Here is a 20,360-nt window from a genome sequence, read left to right as displayed (position 1 = left end):
CCACCACCCACATCAATAACAGCACCATGGTCCAAATTAAGAAGACGAGCTGCTGCTGATGGCTCATCAACAACAGTCGTCACATTTAATCCAGCAGATTCTAAAACATTAGAAACTACTTTAAAATCATTACCTAATGTACCAGGTGGAACAGCTGTCGCAGCTTCTGTTAACTCCACTCCAAGCACTTCTTCGGCTTCTTTAACTAATCTAGACACAATTTGAACTGCTTCTATATAATTCACAACAAGACCGTCACGAACTACTTCAGCATATTCAAAACTGCCATAAATAGGCTGATTATTTTCATCTAGGATGGCTAAAACGATTGAAGACGTACCTAAGTCAACGCCTACTTTCAAAGTTCCTTTTTTATCAAATGGGTTATGCTTTTTCGTGTTTGCGATATCATTAAATTCCTTTAATGTTTTATTTACGTTTTTTAAATCAACCATAATATCCTCCTAAATAATTTCTATTGTGATGCCCAGTCTGCTGGATATGTTACATAAACAAATCTAGCATCTCCTTCAACTGAGAATTGAATACTGCTGCTCTTAGGTATAAATAAAATTTCACCTGGTCCAGCTGAGATTCTACGACCATCAACAATAACAGTTAATGTTCCTTCTATAATATAGTCTACTTCATCATACTCTAAAGTCCAATCAAAAGTTGTATCTTTCATTACCATAAGACCACAACCTAGTCTTGGGCTTTCTTCTAAAGTAACTAAATCTTTACAATAAACAACATCACTTGGTGTACCTGTATCTAAACGATCATTTTCATCTACTTCTAATAAAGGTAATTTAACAGATAAAACACCACTTGGGTCTACATTTTTAGTAAATTGTGATAATGAAGACATTTTTTCCATTAAGACTTGACGTACTACGTCTTCAATAATGTTTTTTTGATTTGCATCCATTAGTTAGCCACCTCTTTAGCTGCATCTTTTTTAGCTTGCTTGTTAGCAATAAAGATAGCAACGAAAATTGCTGTAATACCACCAACAAGTTTACCAACGATCATTGGGAAGATCATTTCTTTAGCAACACCTGCTGTAAATCCTAAGTGGTCTCCTAATACGAATGATGCTGAAACTGCAAATGCCACGTTGATAATTTTACCGCGAGCATCCATGTCTTTCATCATTTGGAACATTGCAATATTATTAGCTAATGTTGCAATTAAACCAGCTGCAGATGTTTCATTCATGCCTAATACTTTACCTAATCCCATTAAAGGTTTTTTGAAAACACGTGTAATAACTTGAACCAATACAAATGCTCCAGCAAGAGTTAATGCGATTCCACCAACTACTTCGATACCATCTGTTACAGGAGCAATTCCTTCAATAATTGTTAAACCAACTAATTGTTGTAAAGCTCCTAATACTAAACCAATAATGGCTACTACAACAACACCTTTACCAAAATAAGTAAAGCCTTTAATCATACCATCTGGAATAAGCATTAAACCAACCATAACTAAAATAGCTACAATCACAATTGGTACTAAGTTCTTAACGATCATTACTACGTCAAATCCTGCTACTAAGCCACTGACAAATGCGCCAATTGGAATAGTTACCATACCAGATAATACACCTGTTGCTAAATATTTATGATCTTCTTTTTGAATAATTCCTAAAGATACTGGTATTGTAAATACAATTGTTGCACCCATCATTGCACCAAGAATAGTCCCCGCAAATAGTCCTGCTTCTGGTGTTTGAGCCATTTCCATTGCTAACGTGTAACCACCCATATCATTGGCTAAAAGTGTTGTCGCAAACATTGCTGGATCAGCACCTAAAGCTGTATAAAGTGGTACTACGATTGGTTTTAATACATTAGCTAAGATTGGGGCTAAACTAATAATCCCGACCATTGACAATGCTAAAGAACCCATCGCCATAATTCCTTCTTCAAACTGATCGCCTAATCCAAATTTATTGCCTAAACAGTAGTCAATACCACCGACAACCATGAAGAAAGCGATAATATACATAATTATTTCATTAATACTCATTTATTGTGACCTCCTAATGTCCTTTTTACTTGTCTAACTACTATTGATTTCGTTCAACCGAATCAATAATTCCAACAATTGTTGCGTCAACTGGAATATCAAGAGACTCAAGAGCCACTCTAGCTGAGCTTCCTGTTGATATCAATACTAAGTCACCAAATCCAGCACCTTCAGTATCAGCTGCTACAATTGTTTTAGAAAGTGTTTCTTCAGTTGTCCCTTCAATATCAACTAACAAGAATTTCAAACCATTTAAATGTTCATTTTTACGAGTTGCCCATAAGCTTCCTGATACTTTTCCAATTAACATAATTACTCCTCTTTTCCTGCATAATTAACAAGCAATTGTTGTTCTCTAATATAATCTTTGGCAAGTGGTGTAACAATTGTGCCTTTTGGAACATTAAACTGCGTTACACCTTTATTTTTTTCTTTTTGTAGATACTCTTGTGTCCATAAACGAGGTACAACATCTTTACTTAAAGTCTGACACTCAATCGTAATAAACTGCGCACCGTATTTTACCCATTGTTCCTCACAATCAGTTACATATTGCTTCGCTCCAAAGGGACTGTTTTCTAAAAGTGTTTGATAAACTTTCCCACTATTTAATACATAAACAGTTTTTTTACTGAGTAAAGCATTTAAAATTTCTTGTTCTTCAGAAGTCGATGGTAACATCTTTGAAATTTTAATTAAACTATCTAATGATAACTGAGTTAAAACAATTGCTTCACTGTTATCAATAGAAGAGTTTTTTTCATACTCATAGTCTAATAAAAATTGTTCTAGTTCTTTGGTTGTTTCACCATAAACTTTAACTTCCTTTGAAGAACTTTCAGAAAAATCGCCAACTTCACCTAGTTTTTCTAATACTTTTTGAGTGATAACTTTTACTAACTCTTCAATATCATTCATGACTATCACCCGATTTTTTTATTATTGTTCCTCTTATTTCTTTTGAAAAACCACAAGCACCTGCTTCATCTGAATCAATATGAAATACTGTTTGACAAAACGGTGACACATGGATAACAACATCATCAAAAACAAGCGAACGATTACTTTCAATCTTAACTTGGACAATTTCTTTATGAACAACATTAAACTTTTTAGCATCTGCTTCTGTCATATGAATATGCCTTTTAGCAACAAATAATCCATTTTGCAAATAACAACTTCTAATACCGTTCATAAGTAAAATTCCAGGTGTCTTCATTAGATTATCGCTTTCTATGACTGGAACATTTAACCCTAAAGTAGTTGCATCTAAAAGAGATACTTCTACTTGTGTATGATCACGTTCTGGTCCATGAACAACAACGTTTCTAATAACACCCTTTGGTCCAATAAGGGTAATACGCTCTTTACAAGTGAATTGACCCGGTTGAGATAATTCACTTACTTTTGTTAATTGGTAGCCTTTTCCAAACAATTCATCAACATCTGCTCGAGATAAATGAATATGATGATCTCTTGCTTCCACATCAATAGTTAACTCAGGTAAAAGGCGAGCAAGGACTTCGCGAACAATATCATTTAAATAATTAGTGCTTACATTCATGTCAGTTCCCTCTTTCGCTTTTTCAAAATCATACCTTAATTAATTATTAGTGATTTCAGATACATTGGAAGTTTAGTTTCAAGTTCAGTAAAATCTTCTCTCATATTCACACCAAAAACATTACTATAAGAAAGTGACGTTTCATAACAAACACTTTCTGTTAATAAAAGTAATCGATACATTTCCAATTGACCATTTGTCATTTCAATAGAAGGTTCTATATCAAATTCGTCAACCAATTCATTAAGATAAGTTGTATTTAGCCATGTTCCTTCTTTAAGACTTTCAATAACATCATCAATCGTCTTAACCATCACATGTAACTTATCTCCTAACTCATCTTCACCTGTTTCACTGAAACTCTTTTGGCACTTAATTACTTCAACCTTTAAAAGTTTCCACTGAATACAAAGCTTCATTGAACCATATGTTTCTAATGAGTTAATCTTTGGATTAGTCACTGTCTCTTGTTCTTCTTGCTTACTTTCAATAATTTCTGGTGTATCTTGTTCTTTTTCTAAACCTTCAATAACTAAATTAATTCCTCGATCACTTAAAAAACTTCTAGCAGAAGGGGTGATGATTGTTCCTTTAGCTATTATCATTTCCGTTAAATGCTCTTTTTTCAACATTCTTCGAACATCATTTTCAGTTAAAACGGCCACGATAACACACCCTTTTCTTTGATAAAAGGGTATATTCATACAGACATATACCCTTTCTCAATCTTTATTTTTAAGTTAATAGTTAGAATTAACCAATTTTTGGTAAAATTTCGTCAACTTCTGAATGTGGACGAGGAATTACGTGAACTGATAATAATTCTCCAACACGTTCAGCTGCAGCAGCTCCAGCGTCAGTAGCAGCTTTAACAGCACCTACGTCACCACGAACCATAACTGTTACTAATCCGCCACCTACTTGTTCTTTACCAATTAAAGTAACGTTTGCTGCTTTAACCATAGCGTCTGCTGCTTCAATAGCTCCTACTAAACCTTTTGTTTCGATCATTCCTAATGCGTTTGCGTTCATAATAATGTTCCTCCTAATATTTATAAGTATAATTTATTTTAATATAATTAAAACCAAGTTTAAAGTTTTTCTAACACTGCTTCTACAATTTTATTAATTAAATCATCTTTTGATGCTGATACGGTAGAAGTTGGTGTAGAACATGTTGCTGATGAATTTTCAACTAAGTTGATATCTTCACCACGTAATTCGTCTAATTCACGAACTCCGTATGCTACACGACGTACATTGAATAAGTTTTCTGGGCTGATGTTATCAGAAGTTGAACTTCCTCCAACAGCGCCACAACCTAATGTTAATGCTGGGTTAATATTAGTTGAAGCACCAATACCACCTAAAGTACCTGGTGTGTTAACTAATAAACGAGAAACTGGTTTTCTTAAACCGAATTCTCTAACAATGTTATCATCTTCAGTATGGATAACCATTGTATGTCCAGCACCTTCGTTTGTTAAGATTTCAATACATAACTCACATGCTTCTTCCCAATTTTTTGTTGTGTAGAACGCTAAAATTGGTGCTAATTTTTCTCTAGAATATGGTACTTTCATACCCACGCGACTTTCCTCAGCAATTAATACGCGAGTACCAGCTGGGAATGTTAAGCCTGTTAATTTAGAGATAGCTTCAATAGATTTACCTACGATTTGTGGATTCATTGTTCCATTAGCACGCATGATAAATTTTTCAAGAATTTGAGCTTCATCTTTTGTTAAGAAGTAAGCATTTTGTTTTTTAAATTCATCCATAACAGCTTTTCTACTTGCTTCTTCAATCACTACTGATTGTTCAGAAGCACAGATAGTTCCATTATCAAATGTTTTTGAATCCATAATATGTTTAACAGCTGTTGGAATATTAGCTGTTTTTTCGATAAATGCTGGACCGTTACCAGGACCTACACCAATAGCAGGAGTACCTGAAGAATATGCCGCTTTTACCATTGCTGAACCACCAGTTGCTAAGATCAATTTAGTTAAATCATGTTTCATTAACTCAGAAGTTCCTTGCATTGTTGGTTTAGTCATAACACTAATAGCGCCAGCTGGACAGCCTTCTCTTACAGCAGCATTTCTAATGATATCAACTGTTTCTTTGATACATTTCATTGCTGTTGGATGTGGAGAAAATACGATACTGTTTCCTGCTTTTAATGAAATTAATGCTTTGTAAATTACTGTTGAAGTTGGATTTGTTGAAGGGATTAATCCAGCAACAACTCCGACAGGGACAGCGATATCCATCACTTTTCCTGCTTTATCTTCTTTCACTACACCGACAGTTTTCATGTCTTTAAAGCTTTCCCAAACAGCTTTAGAAGCGAATGAATTTTTTACTACTTTATCTTGCCAAATTCCGAAACCTGTTTCTTCATTTGCCATTTTTGCTAATTTAATTCTGTTGTCGTAAGCTGCAGACATCATCGCTTTACAAATATTGTCAATTTTTTCTTGAGAAAAAGTTGCTAATTCTTTTTGAGCTTCAGTCGCATCACGAAGTAAATCACGAACTTCTTGAATTGATACTAAGTCTTTATCTACTACATTTACCAAAATTTATTCCCCCCTATTTTTTATTTGGTTTTTTCTTTGTTGCTTTTTGTTTCTTAGTTTCAGAACCTTTTTTTTCATTTTTAGGTTCTTCTTTTTTTACTTCTTTTGTTGTCTCTTTCGGATTTTCCGTTTTTGGTTCTACTTCTTTAACCTTAACGTCTTCCTTTACCGGAGCTTCACTAATTTCTTCAACTTTATTCGGTTGTAACTTTTCTTTTCTTTCTGCCACACTCTTCATAACCATCTTAGCAGTATCTTCTGCCATACGAGGAATCACATGACTAGAAATCAAGCAATTAAGACTTTCAGCTACAGCTGAAGCTGAGTCAACAGCTACTTTAACTGCTGCTACATCACCTGTTAATTGAATGGTTGTTTGACCACCTTTAATTACTTCTGCATTTAAAAGTGTTACATCTGCCGTTTTTAACGCGGCATCTGCAGCTGCGATAGCACCTAAATAACCTTTGATTTCAATTAAACCTAATGCTTCAATTTTCAATTTGGCTACCTCCTTTTAATTATTCATAAATGACTAATATGATTTTGGATTAGCCGCTACTTGTTGAACCGCTTGAGCAAACGCATCACACGCTGCTTCACAAGCTGATTGACTACCAGTTAATAAACCACCAGCAAAGTTTGTTTCTGAAGGAGGACCATAAAATGCCGCTACTTCAACATCTGCAGCTTTTACTGCAGCATCTAAAGCATACATTGCTTCAATTGGAGGAGCAATCAAGTAAGCTAAAGATTCGCCTTCTTCAATGCCAGCTTCTTTTGATAAATGTGTACCTGTTCTTGAAACTAAATGAGCGTAGTATGGAATACTATCATCTTCATTTGCACTGATAAAACCAGGGCTATTTTCAATTTCATAAACAACTACGTCTAAACCACTTTTAACTTCAGCAGGGTTTGGTCCAGCAATAATACCAATAACTTCACCAGCTAATTTAGTACTTGCGCTTCCAGCTCCAGCATAAAGACTACGAGCATAAACAACGTCAACAACAGCTTTTTTAGTTGCTTCATCTAAAGCAACATAAGTTACATCATCACAATCTCCAGTAACTAAACCTAAACTGCGATGTTTCTTTGGATCTAAATTCAACGCTTTAGCCATTCCAGCATCAACGTTAGAAATGATTTTTACACTTAGTACGTTAGCTCCTAATGCATCATTAATCATGAATATATCCTCCCTATTTTTTAAAATTATTCAGATTCTTTTAAATCGATACCTGATTTTTTCTTATCAACAATGTTTTTAATGATTTCAGCGATATAAGCTCCTGCTTCAACGGCAGGTGTTCCGCCTTTATGAATGTTTGAAATTACAGTACGTCTTGCTTCTGGCATACCAACTGTTGGTTTATATGCTAAGTAAGCACTCATTGACTCAGCAGTTACTAAACCTGGACGTTCACCAATCAACATACATACACAATCAGCATCAGTTAACTCACCAATAGCATCCATTGCGCCAACACGACAATATTTAACAAATACTGGTGTGTCAAAATCTAAATCAAACATTTTCAAACCTTGTTTGATTGAAGGTAGAATTTCTTTGATATTTGCACCAACAGCAGCTGAACTTAATCCGTCACCAACTACGATTTGCACTTTAGCTCCACGTTTTGTGTTGTTTTTAATGATTTCTGTGTTAGCTTCATCAAATTGACGACCTAAGTCAGGGCGTGTTACATACTCATCTTTATCAGTACATTTAGTAACAACTGATGTGAATCCCATTTCTTCAACTAATTCTTCAGGCACATCTGAGAATACTGCATCTTGAGCAGCCGCATGATCAGCTCTAAAACGTAGCATAGATTGAGTTTTATAACGAGGTCCTGATCTCCATAAACCTAAACGAGCAGGAGTAAATGATTTCATTCTCAAATATCCTTCTTCGTCTTTAGCATTTGGGATTAAAAATTGTTTTCTAATATCTACTTCTGTAATATCTGGAATAAATCCTTCTTCGATGTCAGAGTTTGGAGCTTCATTCGTTAACTTACTTTGAACACTAGAAACAACATCTGCAGTTGTTGCAGTTCCTTCTTGTCCAGCCATTTCAGCTAAGATTGATTCAATAAGTGTTTTTAGATTTTTTTCATCCATTTTAATGTTTGACCTCCTTTACTATTTAAAGAAAATTGATGCGTCACCAGCGATTTCAGTTAGACGACCATTTTCCATAAGACCCATTTTTTCCATCCATTTTTCAAATTCTCTTGTTGGACGTTTGTCCATTAAATGACGTAATGTAGCTGTTTCATGGTAACCAGTTGTTTGGTAGTTTAACATGATATCATCAGCATGAGGAATACCCATGATGAAGTTAACATTAGCCATATTTAGTAATGCCGCTAAGTTTTCAGCATCATTTTGGTCAGCTTTCATATGGTTTGTGTAACATACGTCACATCCCATTGAAATACCAGATAATTTACCCATGAAATGATCTTCTAAACCGGCACGGATAACTTGTTTTGAATCATATAAATACTCAGGTCCAATAAAACCAACTACTGTATTTACCATGAATGGATCAAAACGTTTAGCAAATCCATAACAACGAGCTTCCATTGTTACTTGGTCAGCACCAAAATGCGCGTCTGATGATAATTCTGAACCTTGTCCTGTTTCAAAGTACATTACGTTAGGTCCAGCAACAGCACCAGTTTCTAAAGCTAAAGCTTGAGCTTCTGCAATATCAGTTGCGTTAAAACCAAAAGCAGTGTTACCTTTTTCAGATCCTGCAATCGATTGGAAAACTAAACCAGTTGGTGTTCCTTTTCTCATTGCTTCCATTTGTGTTTTAACATGAGCTAATACACATGTTTGAGTAGGAATTTCCCATTCATTTTTTACTTCTTCAAATTTGTTTAAAATTCTCATAACACTTTCAGTTGAATCATCTACTGGGTTAAGACCTAAAACAGCATCTCCAATACCATAAGATAATCCTTCTAATAATGATGCCATAATACCATCAATATCATCTGTTGTATGGTTAGGTTGTAAACGAGCAGATAAACGACCAGGTTCACCGATTGTTGTATTTGCAGTTTTAATAACAATAATTTTTTGAGCCGCATAAATTAAATCCATGTTAGACATTAATTTAGTAACAGCAGCGATCATTTCAGATGTTAAACCTCGGCCAAGTTGTTTGATTTCATAATCATTTGTTTTGAAATCTAAGATGTATTCTCTTAATTCTTCAACTGTCCAGTTTTTAATTTCTTCGTATTTTCTTTTATTAACATCGTCAATAATAATACGAGTTACCTCATCATCTTCATATGGTACTACTGGGTTGTTGTATAAATCTTTTAATTGTAATTGAGCAAGTACTACTTTTGCTGCAACTCTTTCTTCAGCAGATGTAGCGGCAACGCCAGCTAATGTATCTCCTGATTTTACTTCGTTGGCTTTAGCAAGTACTTCTTTAACTGACTTAAATTCATATGCTTTACCAAAAAGTCTGGTTTTTAAAATCATCTTTAAATTTCCTCCTCATTTTAGCTATTTATTTTGTTTAGTTCGAACATTTTTGCTCTCACTAATTAAAAATCAATGTTTTAACAACTACTGGTAAGACGCTACCGTTTGCAACAGGCATTCCTATATCAATATAGTCGCCATTTTCAACCTTGACACTATCAATACAAACAAAAGGATAGTCTCTTGGAAGAATACCATGTAAACACTGTCCTAGTGCTTTAGCCATGTCTTGTTGTACACTGACAACAAGAGGTTCGTTTCTTTGAATAATCGAATCTAACCCTTTAACAATTGCTTCTGCATAATCTAGAACTCTTTGGAAAGTTGGATTTTTTTCTCCTTCAATTCCTAAAGCAATGATTTGAAATTCTTGTTCCAATTGATACCACTGCATTTTTTTCTCAATGGCATCTGCTATTTCTAACATCGAACCTGCCTCATCTTGACTTGATAATTTTAAAATCGGCATGTTCTTAATTGGTAAGATTTCTTCTTTATAAGTAATAGTACTACCACTAATATCAGCTGTATGTGAACCTGCTCCAACAACCGTTGCACGAATTGTTTCGATAGATTCAATAACTTCGATTTCACTCACAAGTTTTGAGTTAGCAATTTCATTTCCCAATAACAAACCAATATCACCATACTTAAATGGTTCACTTGGTAATTCTTTTGAGATACAATCTGCAACTCCACCTGAAAATGAAATAGCTTCAATTTTACGATTAAATGATAGTCCTTTGTTTGTAATAATTTCTTCATAATACGGGCTAGCTTCGCCAAGTCCCACACTATTTTCAAGAACATTCACCATAATCTTAATGATTGGTGTTAATTCTTCAATACTTGTTCTTTTACCTAAAGCTATTGGTAAATTTTCTTTATCAATAATGGCTTTAATTTTTGGAGCAATGTATTTAATTTCTTTAGTTTGTTGATCAACTTTAATCAAGCGACCCCCAATATCTAAACACCCAGTATCGAATACTTCATCATCATAGAATAAGGCTAAGTTTGTTGTTCCTCCACCTATATCTAAGTTAACTACTGTTGTATGGTGTGATTTTGAATACGTTTGAGCACCAGCCCCACGTCCTGCAATAATACTTTCTAAATCAGGTCCAGCAGTTGCTACAACGAAATCTCCTGCATAACCACTCAAGGCTTGTAACACATTACTTGAGTTTTCTTTTCTAGCCGTTTCACCAGTAATGATAACTGCACCGATTTGAATATCGTTCTTACTAATACCAGCTTTTTCGTACTGGGTCTTAACAAATTTTTCAATGGCTGTTACATCAATGAGATTGTTTTCAAGGATTGGTGTAAACATAATGTCACTTTTGAAAACAACTTCTTTATCAGTAATAGTAATTCTCGGAATAGTAAAAGATGATGCCATGTTTTTGATATACAATTTAGAAATAATCATTTGAGTCGTTGATGTTCCTAAATCAATCCCAACACTTAAAACTACTTCTTCTGACACGCAATCGCTCCTTTCCAATGAAATTCACATATAAAAAATAGGCACTTAAAATAACCCTAATGACATAGGATTTTTTTAAGCACCTTTGCTTTTTTTCGTCAAACAACTTTGTTCAACTCGTATTATATTTTAAAACTAAAGTAAGTCGATGTTCCTGTTCTACTTGAGACAATCTTCAACTTGCCTCTTAGTTTATCTTTGATGTAACTTGTAACTATTTTTAACCCCAGACTATTTGTTTCCACTTTATCAGTGTTATATCCTGAACCGTTGTCTTTAATAGCAACAGAAACCATGTTATCCTCTAATTTTTCAACATCAACTTTGATTTTATTCTCTTTGTCTTCTGTTAAAAAACCATGTTCAAAACTATTTTGTAATAACTCATTAACAATCAATGCGACTGTTACTGTTTTATCACTATCCAATATCACTGTATCATCAATATTTTTTTCTATTTTAACCTTTTTATTATCTAAAAAAGCACGGTTACAGTTTGATATGGTTAAATCTAATACTTCCGCTAAAGAAATATCATTATCTACCTTCTTAGAGAGCAATTCATGTGTAGCAGATATCGCTAATATCCGGTTTTCACTTTCTCTTAGCAGCTTCACCACTTCTTCATTAGTCGTTCGTCTTGTTTGTATTCGTAGTAACGATACAATACTTTGAAGATTATTTTTAACTCGATGATGAATTTCTTTAATAGCAACAGATTTTTCTACAATTTCAACTTCTCGGTTATAAATCTCCGTTTTATCATGAAGAATCATTGTAAACATGCCTGTCTCTGCATCAAAAAATCGTTTCATTTGAAAGTGAGAACTTCCAAAAACAATTTCTTTCTCTTTTATTTTCTTCCACTTATCAGTATCTTTTAAGAAAATCAACTGTTCAAATGTGGAAGTATCTAAGGATAAGTTATCATAGTGAAGACCTATTATTTTTTCCATATAACCAAAGTGGAAATAATAGCTATTGGCTACCTCATTGTTTTTAATCAAATAACCATTCGCATCAAAAATTAATATTGCTTCATCTAAATTATCCATTAACGTACTGTAAAACATTGAAGTTGTGTCAATATTATTCATACCATCTTGGAACCCTCTGTTTGTACTTTCACTTCTAATCTCTTTCACTGGAAATTCAACAATTAGCACGCCAATTGTTTTTTTGTTATTTCTAAGTGGAAAAACTTTTTGTCTAATCCATTTGTTCTCTTGCGTCTTTGCAAGAAGACCTTCTGTGATTAGTGCTGTTTCAAAAGTCCGATAAACACCCGGTTCATTCAGCCTTTTGGCAATTTTCCCTACAACATTTTCTTTGTAAATAGAGTTGTTACTTTTTGGTCTTCGGTGATATACAACAACAGCTTCGTCAGTAACATCTGATAAAATATCAATAAACACGTCTTCTTCTTGATACATATGAGTTTGCTCGATTTTACTTGCCTCTTTGATTAACTCATCAACATCTGAGTCACTCAAGCTAGAGTACTTTATGCTCAAATCTCGAATGTTTTCTTCAATCATTGGCCATCACTAACATTTCAGCCACATCAATCATCGGACAGCGCTTATCCATACTTAATTTACGGATTTGCTTATAGGCAGCTTCTTCATCGATTGACTGGTTAGCCATCAAAATGCCTTTAGCTTTCTCAATAATCTTACGTTGTTCAAGTTTTTCAGAGAGCTTATCAACATTTTTCTCTAGGCTACTAACTTCTTTGCCCTTCATGATCGCCATCTCAACCATTGGAATAAAAGATTTTTCATCTAACGGTTTTACAAGGTAGCCAGAAGCACCAAAGCCAACTGCTTTTTTTCGGTGATTAACATCACTATATGCAGTTAACATTAAAATAGAACTAGCTAATTTCTCTGACATGATTTTCTTGCCTGCATTTAACCCGTCTAGTAATGGCATTTGAATATCCATAATGACTAAATCTGGTTGATGTTTTCTCGCTAATTCAATCGCTTCAAACCCATCAGCAGCTTCGCCAACCACATCATAATCCTCTAGCTCTAGCATGTCTCTCAGGTCAACTCTTGTAAGAGGTTCATCATCCACAATGATAATTTTTCCTTTCACGACCTTCACTCCTACCTTTTCTAAATTCACTTTTTTCAAAACATCTACGTTTTGGTAACATTTGTAATGGTAAAATCTAAAGTCTCTTCTAGAAATTGAAGAACAGTCGAGAACGCTTCTTCCATTGAAGATAAATCACCTGTTAAAACGACAGTTCCACTAAATCTATCGACAAAACCTACTTCAACATCTCCTGATTTTAAAGCAGTATCAACAGCAATAATGGTTGCCTCACTTGGTGAAATAGTTAATATTCCAATAGCACTTTGACCTTCGTTAATTATCCCAAGTTTGTCATAACTATCTTTGTTTGGGTTTGCTAAAATGTGGGCCATAGTGACCTGTTTCCCAGGAACATACTCCTGAATCAATCTTTCTTTTTCTTCCAAGTTGTTCCCCCCTCTTTTTTGAATTTTATAAGGAACCATTAATATCCTTATTATAACTCAAAACACAATTTAGTATCAAAATAATTTTGAAACAATTTGTCTAACGTCTTCTTGCGTTGGTGCTTTAGGGTTTGTTTTTGTTGTTGGATCAAGTAGTGCTTGTTCACTTATTTGAGATAAGTAAGGCGCTACATCAGCTTTTGTAAATCCAGCTTCGATAAAGTTAGCTGGCATATTCAATTTTGATCTTAATTCAATCACGCGGTTAGTTAAGCTTCTAACGCCAACTTTACCTTTAGAATTAGATAAACCTTGTTTTTTAGCAAGTAATGCATATCTTTCTAATGCACGTTGATTTTCGTTACTATTATATTGAATAATTGATGGTAATAAAATACCGTTGATTCTACCGTGAGCTAAATGTAATTTTCCACCCACTGTATGAGCAATACCGTGACATAAACCTAGAGATACTTGATTAAATGCAAGACCTGCTAAGCAAGATGCATAATGAACTTTTTCTCTAGCTTCACTATCTTTCCCATTAACATAAGCGCGTTCTAAATACTCAAATATTAACTCAACTGCTTTTTCAGCTAATGCATCAGAAAAATCGGTTGCTTCGGTTGATACATACGCTTCTAGGGCATGTGTTAAAACATCCATACCTGTATCAGCTGTAATTGTTGGTGGAACACTTTCTACTAAACGAGAATCTAAAATAGCCATATCCGGTTGTAAATCTGTATCTACTAATGGGTATTTTAAATTTTCTTTTTTGTTTGTGATAACAGAAAAATCAGTTACCTCAGAACCAGTACCACTTGTTGTTGGAATAATGATTAATTTTACATTTTGAATAAATTCTAGTTTAACGCCCATTAGTTTAATTGCTTTAGCTGCATCAATAGCTGATCCACCGCCAAGAGCAATCATAATACTCGGTTTAAACTCTTTTAATTTTTCCACACCACTAACAACGTTTTCAATTGTTGGGTCTGGAACAATGTCAGTAAACACTTGATGATCGTTTGAATCGTTGATATTGGTTGTTACATATTCAATTAATCCTGATTCAACCATGAATTTGTCAGTTACAATACAGATACGCTCATTACTAAAATCGTTTAATTTTGTTAAAGCATCTTTGCCGATATAAATATCCGTACCAAATTTTACTTGTTGCATTTTTCCACCTCCGATAAATAAAAAAACCACCAAAAAAACTCCTTCAATAAGGACTTATTCGGTAGCGTCATTGCCAACTATATATTTTAGAAAACAAAAAAGGCAAGGAAAGCACCCCTTTGTGCTCAAACCTACCAGAAGTAAGTATCTCCATTTGCCATTTTGTTTTACTAAAACACAATTCGTTGTGTTTTTTCAGTTCCTATTACGGTCCTTACTATTAAATAAAACAATTGGCTAATATCAGAATAACCTACATCATCTATTCTCTAACCACCACTGTTTTACCTCGAAACAGTAATTACCATTGAGTTAATAACTAGAAAGACCTGACTTAAAGCTTACGCTTATTACAGTGGCGGGACCGTCTTGGATTTTCACCAAAGTTCCATCTAATTTCTTAACTTATTAATCTATACTTGGATTCTAACATACTTGTTTTTTTAATACAATCTTTTTTTAGTCATTATAAAAAACTTGACTGTTCCTACGGTAACTAACGTCCACTCTATTTTCACGGTAGTTAATTAATCTTGCTGCAGCAAAGAAATAATCTGATAGACGATTTAAAAATTTCAATACTTCTGGATTAATTTCACCTTCTAAGCTAGTTGCAACAACAATACGTTCTGCTCTTCTAGCAATTGTTCGTGCAAAATGTAGCTCACTTGCTACAGGATCGCCACCAGGAATTATGAATTCTGTTAATTGAGGTGGTGAAACTAAATACTTATCAATACAACTTTCTAGCCATTCAATAGATTCGCTACTTGTTCGGTAGCCTTTAGTTCCGTTTGGTGTCGCCATATCTGTTCCGCAGTCAAATAAGATTTGTTGAATCTCTGCAAGGTCTTTTTTTACATCAACACTACTTCTCATATGACTTACAATAATCCCTATAAATGAGTTCAATTCATCGATTGTTCCGTATGCTTCCACACGATTTGAACATTTTTTTACTTTTTCACCACCGATGATACTTGTTTCACCTTTATCACCTGTTTTTGTATAAATTTTAGCCATGTTTATTCCTCCTCAATTTCTAAAAATTTCAGTAATTCTTCAATTCCTTTATCGTCATACGACGAGACATGAAATATTTCTCTAGCTCCTGCATTTTTCAACGCATTAGCCGCTCGTTCAATTTCACTCTCACTATTTGCTTTATCAATTTTCGTCACAACACCTATCACCGGTTTTGAAAACATGGAAGAAAAAGCAGGTGGAAAGGTGTTGAATGATTCATCTACACTTTGAAGTAATCCGATATAATCCACGGTATTTGAGGTTACTTGTAAAGCACTATAGAATTGACGTCTTTGGATAAACTCTCCTGGTGTGTCAACAATGAATCGACTTGATTCAATAGCTTGTGTCTTTGAATATGTGATTTCATGACCTTCTAAACGCTGTGTTAATGTCGTTTTCCCTGTTCCAACAGCTCCGACAAACATAATTTTTTTCAAGTTGCTCACCTACTATTTACGATTTCGTTATTTTGGCTGTTGAGATGTTTAACATGTTTCTTAGTGTATCACTAACTGCTTCAATGGCTGCTTCTACAGCCATAACATCTCCAGCAATAACTAAAGTTCCACTAAATCTATCCATAAACGCCACTCTAACGTCAGCTGCTTTTACGGCAACATCAGAAGCGACAATTGCTGCTTCACCTGGTGTAATAGTTAAAATACCTAATGCTTGCTTGTCATAATCATGTAATCCAACTTTTGCATACACACGGTTATCTGGATTAGCAATGATGTGAGCAATCGTTATTTGACGCCCAGGAACTGATTCTTGAATAATTCTTTCTTTTTTTGACATGCTACCTACCTCAATCTCTCACTTTTTTAAAATTTATATAAATACCATTCTGGTGATGATTCAATACCTTTCCAAAGATTTCTTGGAATATTTAATTCCTGTCTCATTTGCCAATTTGGGGTTTCTTTTGGCAATACAATTGGTTTATTACTCAAAATTTGAGTTGCCCAATCAGGATTAAAAACAAAAGGCCGACAAGCTGAAACAAGCTCCGTTAAACTCAAAGCGTCTTCAACAGATTCAGGTTGTAGTATATTACCACACCCAATTAAAGGTGTTGTTCTAAGTACTGCTTTTACTAAAGTTAACAACTTAATTGATTTTCCTTCAAATATTTTATTTTCTAATACATTAGAACTCGTTATATGAATATAATCAAGTCCCATTTGATCTAATTGATCTAACAGAAGGAGTGATTCTTGAAATGATTGATTTCTTTTTTCATCAGACTCTAAAAAAGCATCTTCCAGTGAAAAACGTAAGCCTAATGCAAATGGTTTCTCAGCATTTTTCTCAATAACCTTAAGTGACTTATTAATAATCTCTTTAAGAAATCGTAAGCGATTTTCTCGAGAACCGCCCCATTTATCTTCTCTTAAATTCCAACTTGGCATTAAAAATTGATTTGGTAAGTAAGAATTGGCTCCATGAATTTCAACCCCATCAAAACCTGCTTTTATTGCTCTTAAAACCGCTTTTTCATAATCAGAAATAATGTTATTAATAGTAGATTCTGTCAATTCCTGATACGTTTCATCTTTTGATAGTCGTGTAGAATTATCACTTACACAGAGGACTTTCGAATAATCTGTTTGACTCTGAGCCATAGCTCCTCCGTGGTAAATTTGCAAAATAGCTTTCGTATTGTTTTCTTTAAGAGTGCTGGATAAAGTTTTCAAACTATCAATATAGTGGTCGTGACTCACACTTAAGTTGTTACCATAAGATTTTCCTTCTTGATTAACATAGGCTGAAGCGATAATAATTGCTCCCACATCACCTGTACGTTGTTTAAAAAAAGCCAACTCATCTTTTGTCACTTTACCATCAGGAGCATCTTCCATAGTAGAAATCGGCGCAAAAAATAACCTGTTTTTCAATTTTACCCCCGATGGCAATTCAAAGGATTCACAAACTTTCATCTTACTCCTCCTTAATAAAAAAAGCACAAAAAGATAGTTATCCTTTTTGCGCCTTTGCAATTAAACCTACTACCTCGTAAGTTTCTACTCAATTTTCTCTCATTATATCAAAAATACAAACTATCGTCTACCATTCATCTTAAAACCAAAACAAATCTTGAGGTTGATAATCATTATCAACTATGCTCATTTTTTAACATTTCGATTGATTTAGCCTTGGATAAGGCTTACAATTGGACATGACAATGGCGTCTACATTACACAAATTTATAATTGTAGGTGATAAAATGTTATTAGAAAAAATTCACAACTCTGGAATTGTCGGTGCTGGTGGTGCCGGTTTTCCAACTGCTAAAAAAATGAATGCAAAAGCAGAGTATCTTATCATCAATGCCGCTGAATGCGAACCTTTGCTAAAAACTGACCACTACGTCATGAATCATTTTGCCGAAGAATGTATTAAAGCAATTACCGAAGTCGGAAAAATGGTAGAATGTGAAAACATCGTTATTGCAACAAAGAGTCATTATCATGACGAAATTGCTTCTCTAGAATCTGCTATTGAAAAGCAAAATGCTCCAATTACGATCCACAAGATGAATAATTTTTATCCTGCTGGAGATGAACAAGTTATGGTTTATGAAGTAACGGGAAGAACTGTTCCGCCAACTGGTATTCCTCTGCAAGTTGGTTGTGTGGTTTCAAACATTACTACGATGCTTAACGTCTATGAAGCCATGACAAACGACAAACCAGTTACGGAAAAACTTGTTACAATTACGGGAGCCGTTAATAAGCCAACGATGGTTTTAGTTCCTGTTGGGACACCTTTTTCTACCTGTCTTGAATTAGCTGGTGGAACACCACTGAAACAATTTATTTTCTTAAATGGTGGGCCTATGATGGGGAAAATTGGTAACCACAATAATTTTAATGATCAAGTCGTAACTAAAACAACCTCTGGCATCATTATATTGGAAGAAAAAGAGTATCTTTACCAATTACATGAACGCCAAATCAATCAAATCATTACGCAAGCAAAAGCTGCATGTATTCAATGTCGATTATGTACACAACTTTGCCCAAGATATCAAATCGGGATTCCTTTACACCCACATCAAGTGATGAGACATCTTGCAACAAGTAATGTTCCTGATGATATTGATGATGACCCAATTTGGAAACAAGCTATTCTTTGTTGCGAATGTGGTATTTGCGAAGTAATTGCTTGTCCGATGTCACTTTCACCAAGACAAGTTAATATTTATGTAAAACAACGGTTAGCTGAAAAAGGGATTCGTTATCAGTACAACGGCGAAGAATTAATTCCTCAACCTATGAGAGAATACCAAAAAACGCCACCTAAAAATATTCTTTTGAAAATGGGACTAGAACAATACGCAAATAATGATTTATCTGAATTAATCACTCATGAAACAGAAGAAGTGTTTATTCCATTGAAAATGCATATTGGCGCACCTTGTAAAGCTCTTGTTACTAAGGGAGATGTTGTCGTTAAAGGACAATTAATTGCCGATATCGATGAAGGCGTCTTAGGCGCACCTATTCACGCTAGCATTTCTGGAACAGTTATTTGTGTTAGCGACTCACTAATTCAAATTAAAAAGGATGTGGCTTAATCATGGAAATAGATACATTAGGTTTTTTAGAATTAAACAGTATTGCTAAAGGAATTGAAGCTGTTGACTACATGTTAAAAATAGCTGATTGCCAACTTATTTCTGCCAAAGCGAGTTGTCCTGGTAAATACTATATTATTATTTCAGGACGTGTTGATTCTGTCACACAATCGATTGAAGAAGGAAAACGAATTGGCGGTATGCACATTGTTGGAAAATTAATTATTCCTCGTATTGACCCTCAAGTTGTTCGAGCAATTAATATGACACATGTTCCAGATGATGCTAGAGCAATTGGTGCTATTGAATATTATTCAGCAGCAGGCTCTATTATTGCCGCTGATTATGCAGTCAAAGCTGCCAATGTAGATTTAATTAGCTTGCAACTAGCTACTGGGATTGCAGGTAAATCATTTGTGGTTTTAACTGGTGATGTTGGAGCTGTAAAAGCAGCTGTTGAAGCAGGTGTTGAGGGAGCAAAAGATGAAGCAATGATTATTAATCATATTGTGTTGCCAAATCCTAGAAAAGAAGTTATCAATAGTTTAGTCTTTTAAAAATTAAAGCGAGGTTAACCAGTTTTGGTTTACCTCGCTTTTTTTAACTATAAATAATCTTTGGCTAGTAACTCTTTGGCTTTATCGATATTTTTTTCATTCACTAAAATGACAGGTCCAGTACATCCCATACCACTTTCCGCATAAATACCTTTTTTCCAGAGAACTTCTAACGCATCATCTAAATCAAGCACATCAATACCAGAAATATCTTTAGTAACAATTTCTTTGTCTGGTTTAACTATTTCTTTATCTGTTTGTTTCAGACTATTTTTAAAACATAAACTATCACAAATATCTGCTAATTTAGCTTTTTC

At 34.3% G+C, this 20,360-nt stretch carries 24 protein-coding genes, 1 pseudogene and 1 riboswitch; of the genes and pseudogenes, 2 read left to right on the top strand and 23 right to left on the bottom strand.

All coding sequences use genetic code 11. From position 1 onward, the window contains the following. From eutJ to RR554_RS00115, 22 genes are all read right to left on the bottom strand, one after another. Positions 1-455: ethanolamine utilization protein EutJ (eutJ, locus tag RR554_RS00220; protein WP_332467187.1), on the bottom strand; the 455-nt coding region annotated here is incomplete at its 3' end. Positions 456-475: 20 nt separating this feature from the next. Beyond that, positions 476-931 carry a cupin domain-containing protein gene (locus RR554_RS00215; RefSeq protein WP_332462195.1) on the bottom strand — a complete coding sequence of 152 codons (456 nt, stop codon included), beginning with the start codon at positions 929-931 and terminating at the stop codon, positions 476-478. Next, a complete protein-coding gene (gene eutH, locus RR554_RS00210; protein ID WP_332462196.1) occupies positions 931-2,037 on the bottom strand; it encodes an ethanolamine utilization protein EutH in 1,107 nt (368 codons plus the stop codon). Before eutH ends, RR554_RS00215 begins: the two co-directional genes overlap by 1 nt. A gap of 40 nt (positions 2,038-2,077) precedes the next feature. Continuing rightward, the gene (locus tag RR554_RS00205; RefSeq protein WP_332462197.1) at positions 2,078-2,347 is read right to left on the bottom strand and encodes a EutN/CcmL family microcompartment protein; all 270 of its coding nucleotides are present in this window, start codon (positions 2,345-2,347) and stop codon (positions 2,078-2,080) included. 2 nt (positions 2,348-2,349) lie between these two features. Continuing rightward, on the bottom strand, positions 2,350-2,955 hold the full coding sequence (locus tag RR554_RS00200; protein WP_332462198.1) for a hypothetical protein: 606 nt from the start codon (positions 2,953-2,955) through the stop codon (positions 2,350-2,352). Continuing rightward, positions 2,948-3,601 carry a phosphate propanoyltransferase gene (gene pduL / locus RR554_RS00195; RefSeq protein ID WP_332462199.1) on the bottom strand — a complete coding sequence of 218 codons (654 nt, stop codon included), beginning with the start codon at positions 3,599-3,601 and terminating at the stop codon, positions 2,948-2,950. The genes RR554_RS00200 and pduL overlap by 8 nt, the downstream gene beginning before the upstream one ends. Before the next feature lie 35 nt (positions 3,602-3,636). After that, entirely contained in the window at positions 3,637-4,305 is a 669-nt protein-coding gene (locus RR554_RS00190) for a hypothetical protein (RefSeq protein ID WP_332467186.1), read from the bottom strand. 49 nt (positions 4,306-4,354) lie between these two features. Next, the gene (gene eutM, locus RR554_RS00185; protein WP_221884884.1) at positions 4,355-4,633 is read right to left on the bottom strand and encodes an ethanolamine utilization microcompartment protein EutM; all 279 of its coding nucleotides are present in this window, start codon (positions 4,631-4,633) and stop codon (positions 4,355-4,357) included. Between the two features lie 59 nt (positions 4,634-4,692). Continuing rightward, positions 4,693-6,186 (bottom strand): acetaldehyde dehydrogenase (acetylating), encoded by a 1,494-nt coding sequence (locus tag RR554_RS00180; protein ID WP_443081195.1) that lies wholly within the window; start codon positions 6,184-6,186, stop codon positions 4,693-4,695. Positions 6,187-6,199: 13 nt separating this feature from the next. Beyond that, positions 6,200-6,688: a BMC domain-containing protein gene (locus RR554_RS00175; RefSeq protein ID WP_332462201.1), complete on the bottom strand. Its 489-nt coding sequence runs from the start codon at positions 6,686-6,688 to the stop codon at positions 6,200-6,202. 33 nt (positions 6,689-6,721) lie between these two features. After that, positions 6,722-7,378 (bottom strand): ethanolamine utilization microcompartment protein EutL, encoded by a 657-nt coding sequence (gene eutL, locus RR554_RS00170; protein ID WP_332462202.1) that lies wholly within the window; start codon positions 7,376-7,378, stop codon positions 6,722-6,724. 26 nt (positions 7,379-7,404) lie between these two features. Then, the gene (gene eutC, locus RR554_RS00165; RefSeq protein ID WP_332462203.1) at positions 7,405-8,316 is read right to left on the bottom strand and encodes an ethanolamine ammonia-lyase subunit EutC; all 912 of its coding nucleotides are present in this window, start codon (positions 8,314-8,316) and stop codon (positions 7,405-7,407) included. Between the two features lie 21 nt (positions 8,317-8,337). After that, entirely contained in the window at positions 8,338-9,702 is a 1,365-nt protein-coding gene (locus tag RR554_RS00160; RefSeq protein ID WP_332462204.1) for an ethanolamine ammonia-lyase subunit EutB, read from the bottom strand. Positions 9,703-9,763: 61 nt separating this feature from the next. Continuing rightward, a complete protein-coding gene (eutA, locus tag RR554_RS00155) occupies positions 9,764-11,221 on the bottom strand; it encodes an ethanolamine ammonia-lyase reactivating factor EutA (RefSeq protein ID WP_443081197.1) in 1,458 nt (485 codons plus the stop codon). 98 nt (positions 11,222-11,319) lie between these two features. Continuing rightward, positions 11,320-12,735 carry a sensor histidine kinase gene (locus RR554_RS00150; RefSeq protein ID WP_332462206.1) on the bottom strand — a complete coding sequence of 472 codons (1,416 nt, stop codon included), beginning with the start codon at positions 12,733-12,735 and terminating at the stop codon, positions 11,320-11,322. Next, on the bottom strand, positions 12,728-13,300 hold the full coding sequence (locus RR554_RS00145; RefSeq protein WP_332462207.1) for an ANTAR domain-containing response regulator: 573 nt from the start codon (positions 13,298-13,300) through the stop codon (positions 12,728-12,730). The genes RR554_RS00150 and RR554_RS00145 overlap by 8 nt, the downstream gene beginning before the upstream one ends. A 44-nt stretch (positions 13,301-13,344) precedes the next feature. Next, positions 13,345-13,689, bottom strand: coding sequence for a BMC domain-containing protein (locus RR554_RS00140; RefSeq protein ID WP_332462208.1), 345 nt, complete (start codon positions 13,687-13,689; stop codon positions 13,345-13,347). A 75-nt stretch (positions 13,690-13,764) separates the two neighbouring features. Continuing rightward, positions 13,765-14,877, bottom strand: coding sequence for a 1-propanol dehydrogenase PduQ (locus RR554_RS00135; protein WP_332462209.1), 1,113 nt, complete (start codon positions 14,875-14,877; stop codon positions 13,765-13,767). Between the two features lie 269 nt (positions 14,878-15,146). Then, a riboswitch (adenosylcobalamin (AdoCbl) riboswitch) is annotated at positions 15,147-15,295 on the bottom strand. Between the two features lie 41 nt (positions 15,296-15,336). Continuing rightward, entirely contained in the window at positions 15,337-15,900 is a 564-nt protein-coding gene (locus RR554_RS00130) for a cob(I)yrinic acid a,c-diamide adenosyltransferase (RefSeq protein WP_332462210.1), read from the bottom strand. 2 nt (positions 15,901-15,902) lie between these two features. Continuing rightward, on the bottom strand, positions 15,903-16,352 hold the full coding sequence (locus RR554_RS00125) for a EutP/PduV family microcompartment system protein (RefSeq protein ID WP_332462211.1): 450 nt from the start codon (positions 16,350-16,352) through the stop codon (positions 15,903-15,905). Between the two features lie 7 nt (positions 16,353-16,359). Then, on the bottom strand, positions 16,360-16,704 hold the full coding sequence (locus RR554_RS00120) for a BMC domain-containing protein (RefSeq protein WP_332462212.1): 345 nt from the start codon (positions 16,702-16,704) through the stop codon (positions 16,360-16,362). Between the two features lie 26 nt (positions 16,705-16,730). Beyond that, entirely contained in the window at positions 16,731-17,846 is a 1,116-nt protein-coding gene (locus RR554_RS00115; protein ID WP_332467185.1) for an oxidoreductase, read from the bottom strand. 287 nt (positions 17,847-18,133) lie between these two features. Here RR554_RS00115 and RR554_RS00110 point away from each other — a divergent pair, with 287 nt between their 5' ends. Further along, positions 18,134-19,486 (top strand): 4Fe-4S dicluster domain-containing protein, encoded by a 1,353-nt coding sequence (locus tag RR554_RS00110; protein ID WP_332467184.1) that lies wholly within the window; start codon positions 18,134-18,136, stop codon positions 19,484-19,486. Between the two features lie 2 nt (positions 19,487-19,488). Then, a complete protein-coding gene (locus RR554_RS00105) occupies positions 19,489-20,043 on the top strand; it encodes a BMC domain-containing protein (protein ID WP_332462215.1) in 555 nt (184 codons plus the stop codon). Positions 20,044-20,090: 47 nt separating this feature from the next. Here RR554_RS00105 and RR554_RS00100 read toward each other — a convergent pair. Continuing rightward, positions 20,091-20,360 (bottom strand): annotated as a pseudogene (locus RR554_RS00100) (glycine/sarcosine/betaine reductase complex component C subunit alpha); the annotation flags it as partial.

It is taken from the genome of Vagococcus sp., assembly GCF_036639995.1.
Taxonomy (GTDB): Bacteria; Bacillota; Bacilli; order Lactobacillales; family Vagococcaceae; genus Vagococcus.
Note: the sequence above shows the minus strand (reverse complement) of the source record. Positions and strands in the feature narration are given on the sequence as shown.

Bases quoted from the DNA above. Each gene is read 5' to 3' on its own strand.
- RR554_RS00215 (WP_332462195.1), bottom strand. From the start codon at position 931: ATGGATGCAAATCAAAAAAACATTATTGAAGACGTAGTACGTCAAGTC.
- eutH (WP_332462196.1), bottom strand. From the start codon at position 2,037: ATGAGTATTAATGAAATAATTATGTATATTATCGCTTTCTTCATGGTT.
- RR554_RS00205 (WP_332462197.1), bottom strand. From the start codon at position 2,347: ATGTTAATTGGAAAAGTATCAGGAAGCTTATGGGCAACTCGTAAAAAT.
- RR554_RS00200 (WP_332462198.1), bottom strand. From the start codon at position 2,955: ATGAATGATATTGAAGAGTTAGTAAAAGTTATCACTCAAAAAGTATTA.
- pduL (WP_332462199.1), bottom strand. From the start codon at position 3,601: ATGAATGTAAGCACTAATTATTTAAATGATATTGTTCGCGAAGTCCTT.
- RR554_RS00190 (WP_332467186.1), bottom strand. From the start codon at position 4,305: ATGAATATACCCTTTTATCAAAGAAAAGGGTGTGTTATCGTGGCCGTT.
- eutM (WP_221884884.1), bottom strand. From the start codon at position 4,633: ATGAACGCAAACGCATTAGGAATGATCGAAACAAAAGGTTTAGTAGGA.
- eutL (WP_332462202.1), bottom strand. From the start codon at position 7,378: ATGATTAATGATGCATTAGGAGCTAACGTACTAAGTGTAAAAATCATT.
- eutC (WP_332462203.1), bottom strand. From the start codon at position 8,316: ATGGATGAAAAAAATCTAAAAACACTTATTGAATCAATCTTAGCTGAA.
- RR554_RS00160 (WP_332462204.1), bottom strand. From the start codon at position 9,702: ATGATTTTAAAAACCAGACTTTTTGGTAAAGCATATGAATTTAAGTCA.
- RR554_RS00150 (WP_332462206.1), bottom strand. From the start codon at position 12,735: ATGATTGAAGAAAACATTCGAGATTTGAGCATAAAGTACTCTAGCTTG.
- RR554_RS00135 (WP_332462209.1), bottom strand. From the start codon at position 14,877: ATGCAACAAGTAAAATTTGGTACGGATATTTATATCGGCAAAGATGCT.
- RR554_RS00130 (WP_332462210.1), bottom strand. From the start codon at position 15,900: ATGGCTAAAATTTATACAAAAACAGGTGATAAAGGTGAAACAAGTATC.
- RR554_RS00120 (WP_332462212.1), bottom strand. From the start codon at position 16,704: ATGTCAAAAAAAGAAAGAATTATTCAAGAATCAGTTCCTGGGCGTCAA.
- RR554_RS00115 (WP_332467185.1), bottom strand. From the start codon at position 17,846: ATGAAAGTTTGTGAATCCTTTGAATTGCCATCGGGGGTAAAATTGAAA.
- RR554_RS00110 (WP_332467184.1), top strand. From the start codon at position 18,134: ATGTTATTAGAAAAAATTCACAACTCTGGAATTGTCGGTGCTGGTGGT.
- RR554_RS00105 (WP_332462215.1), top strand. From the start codon at position 19,489: ATGGAAATAGATACATTAGGTTTTTTAGAATTAAACAGTATTGCTAAA.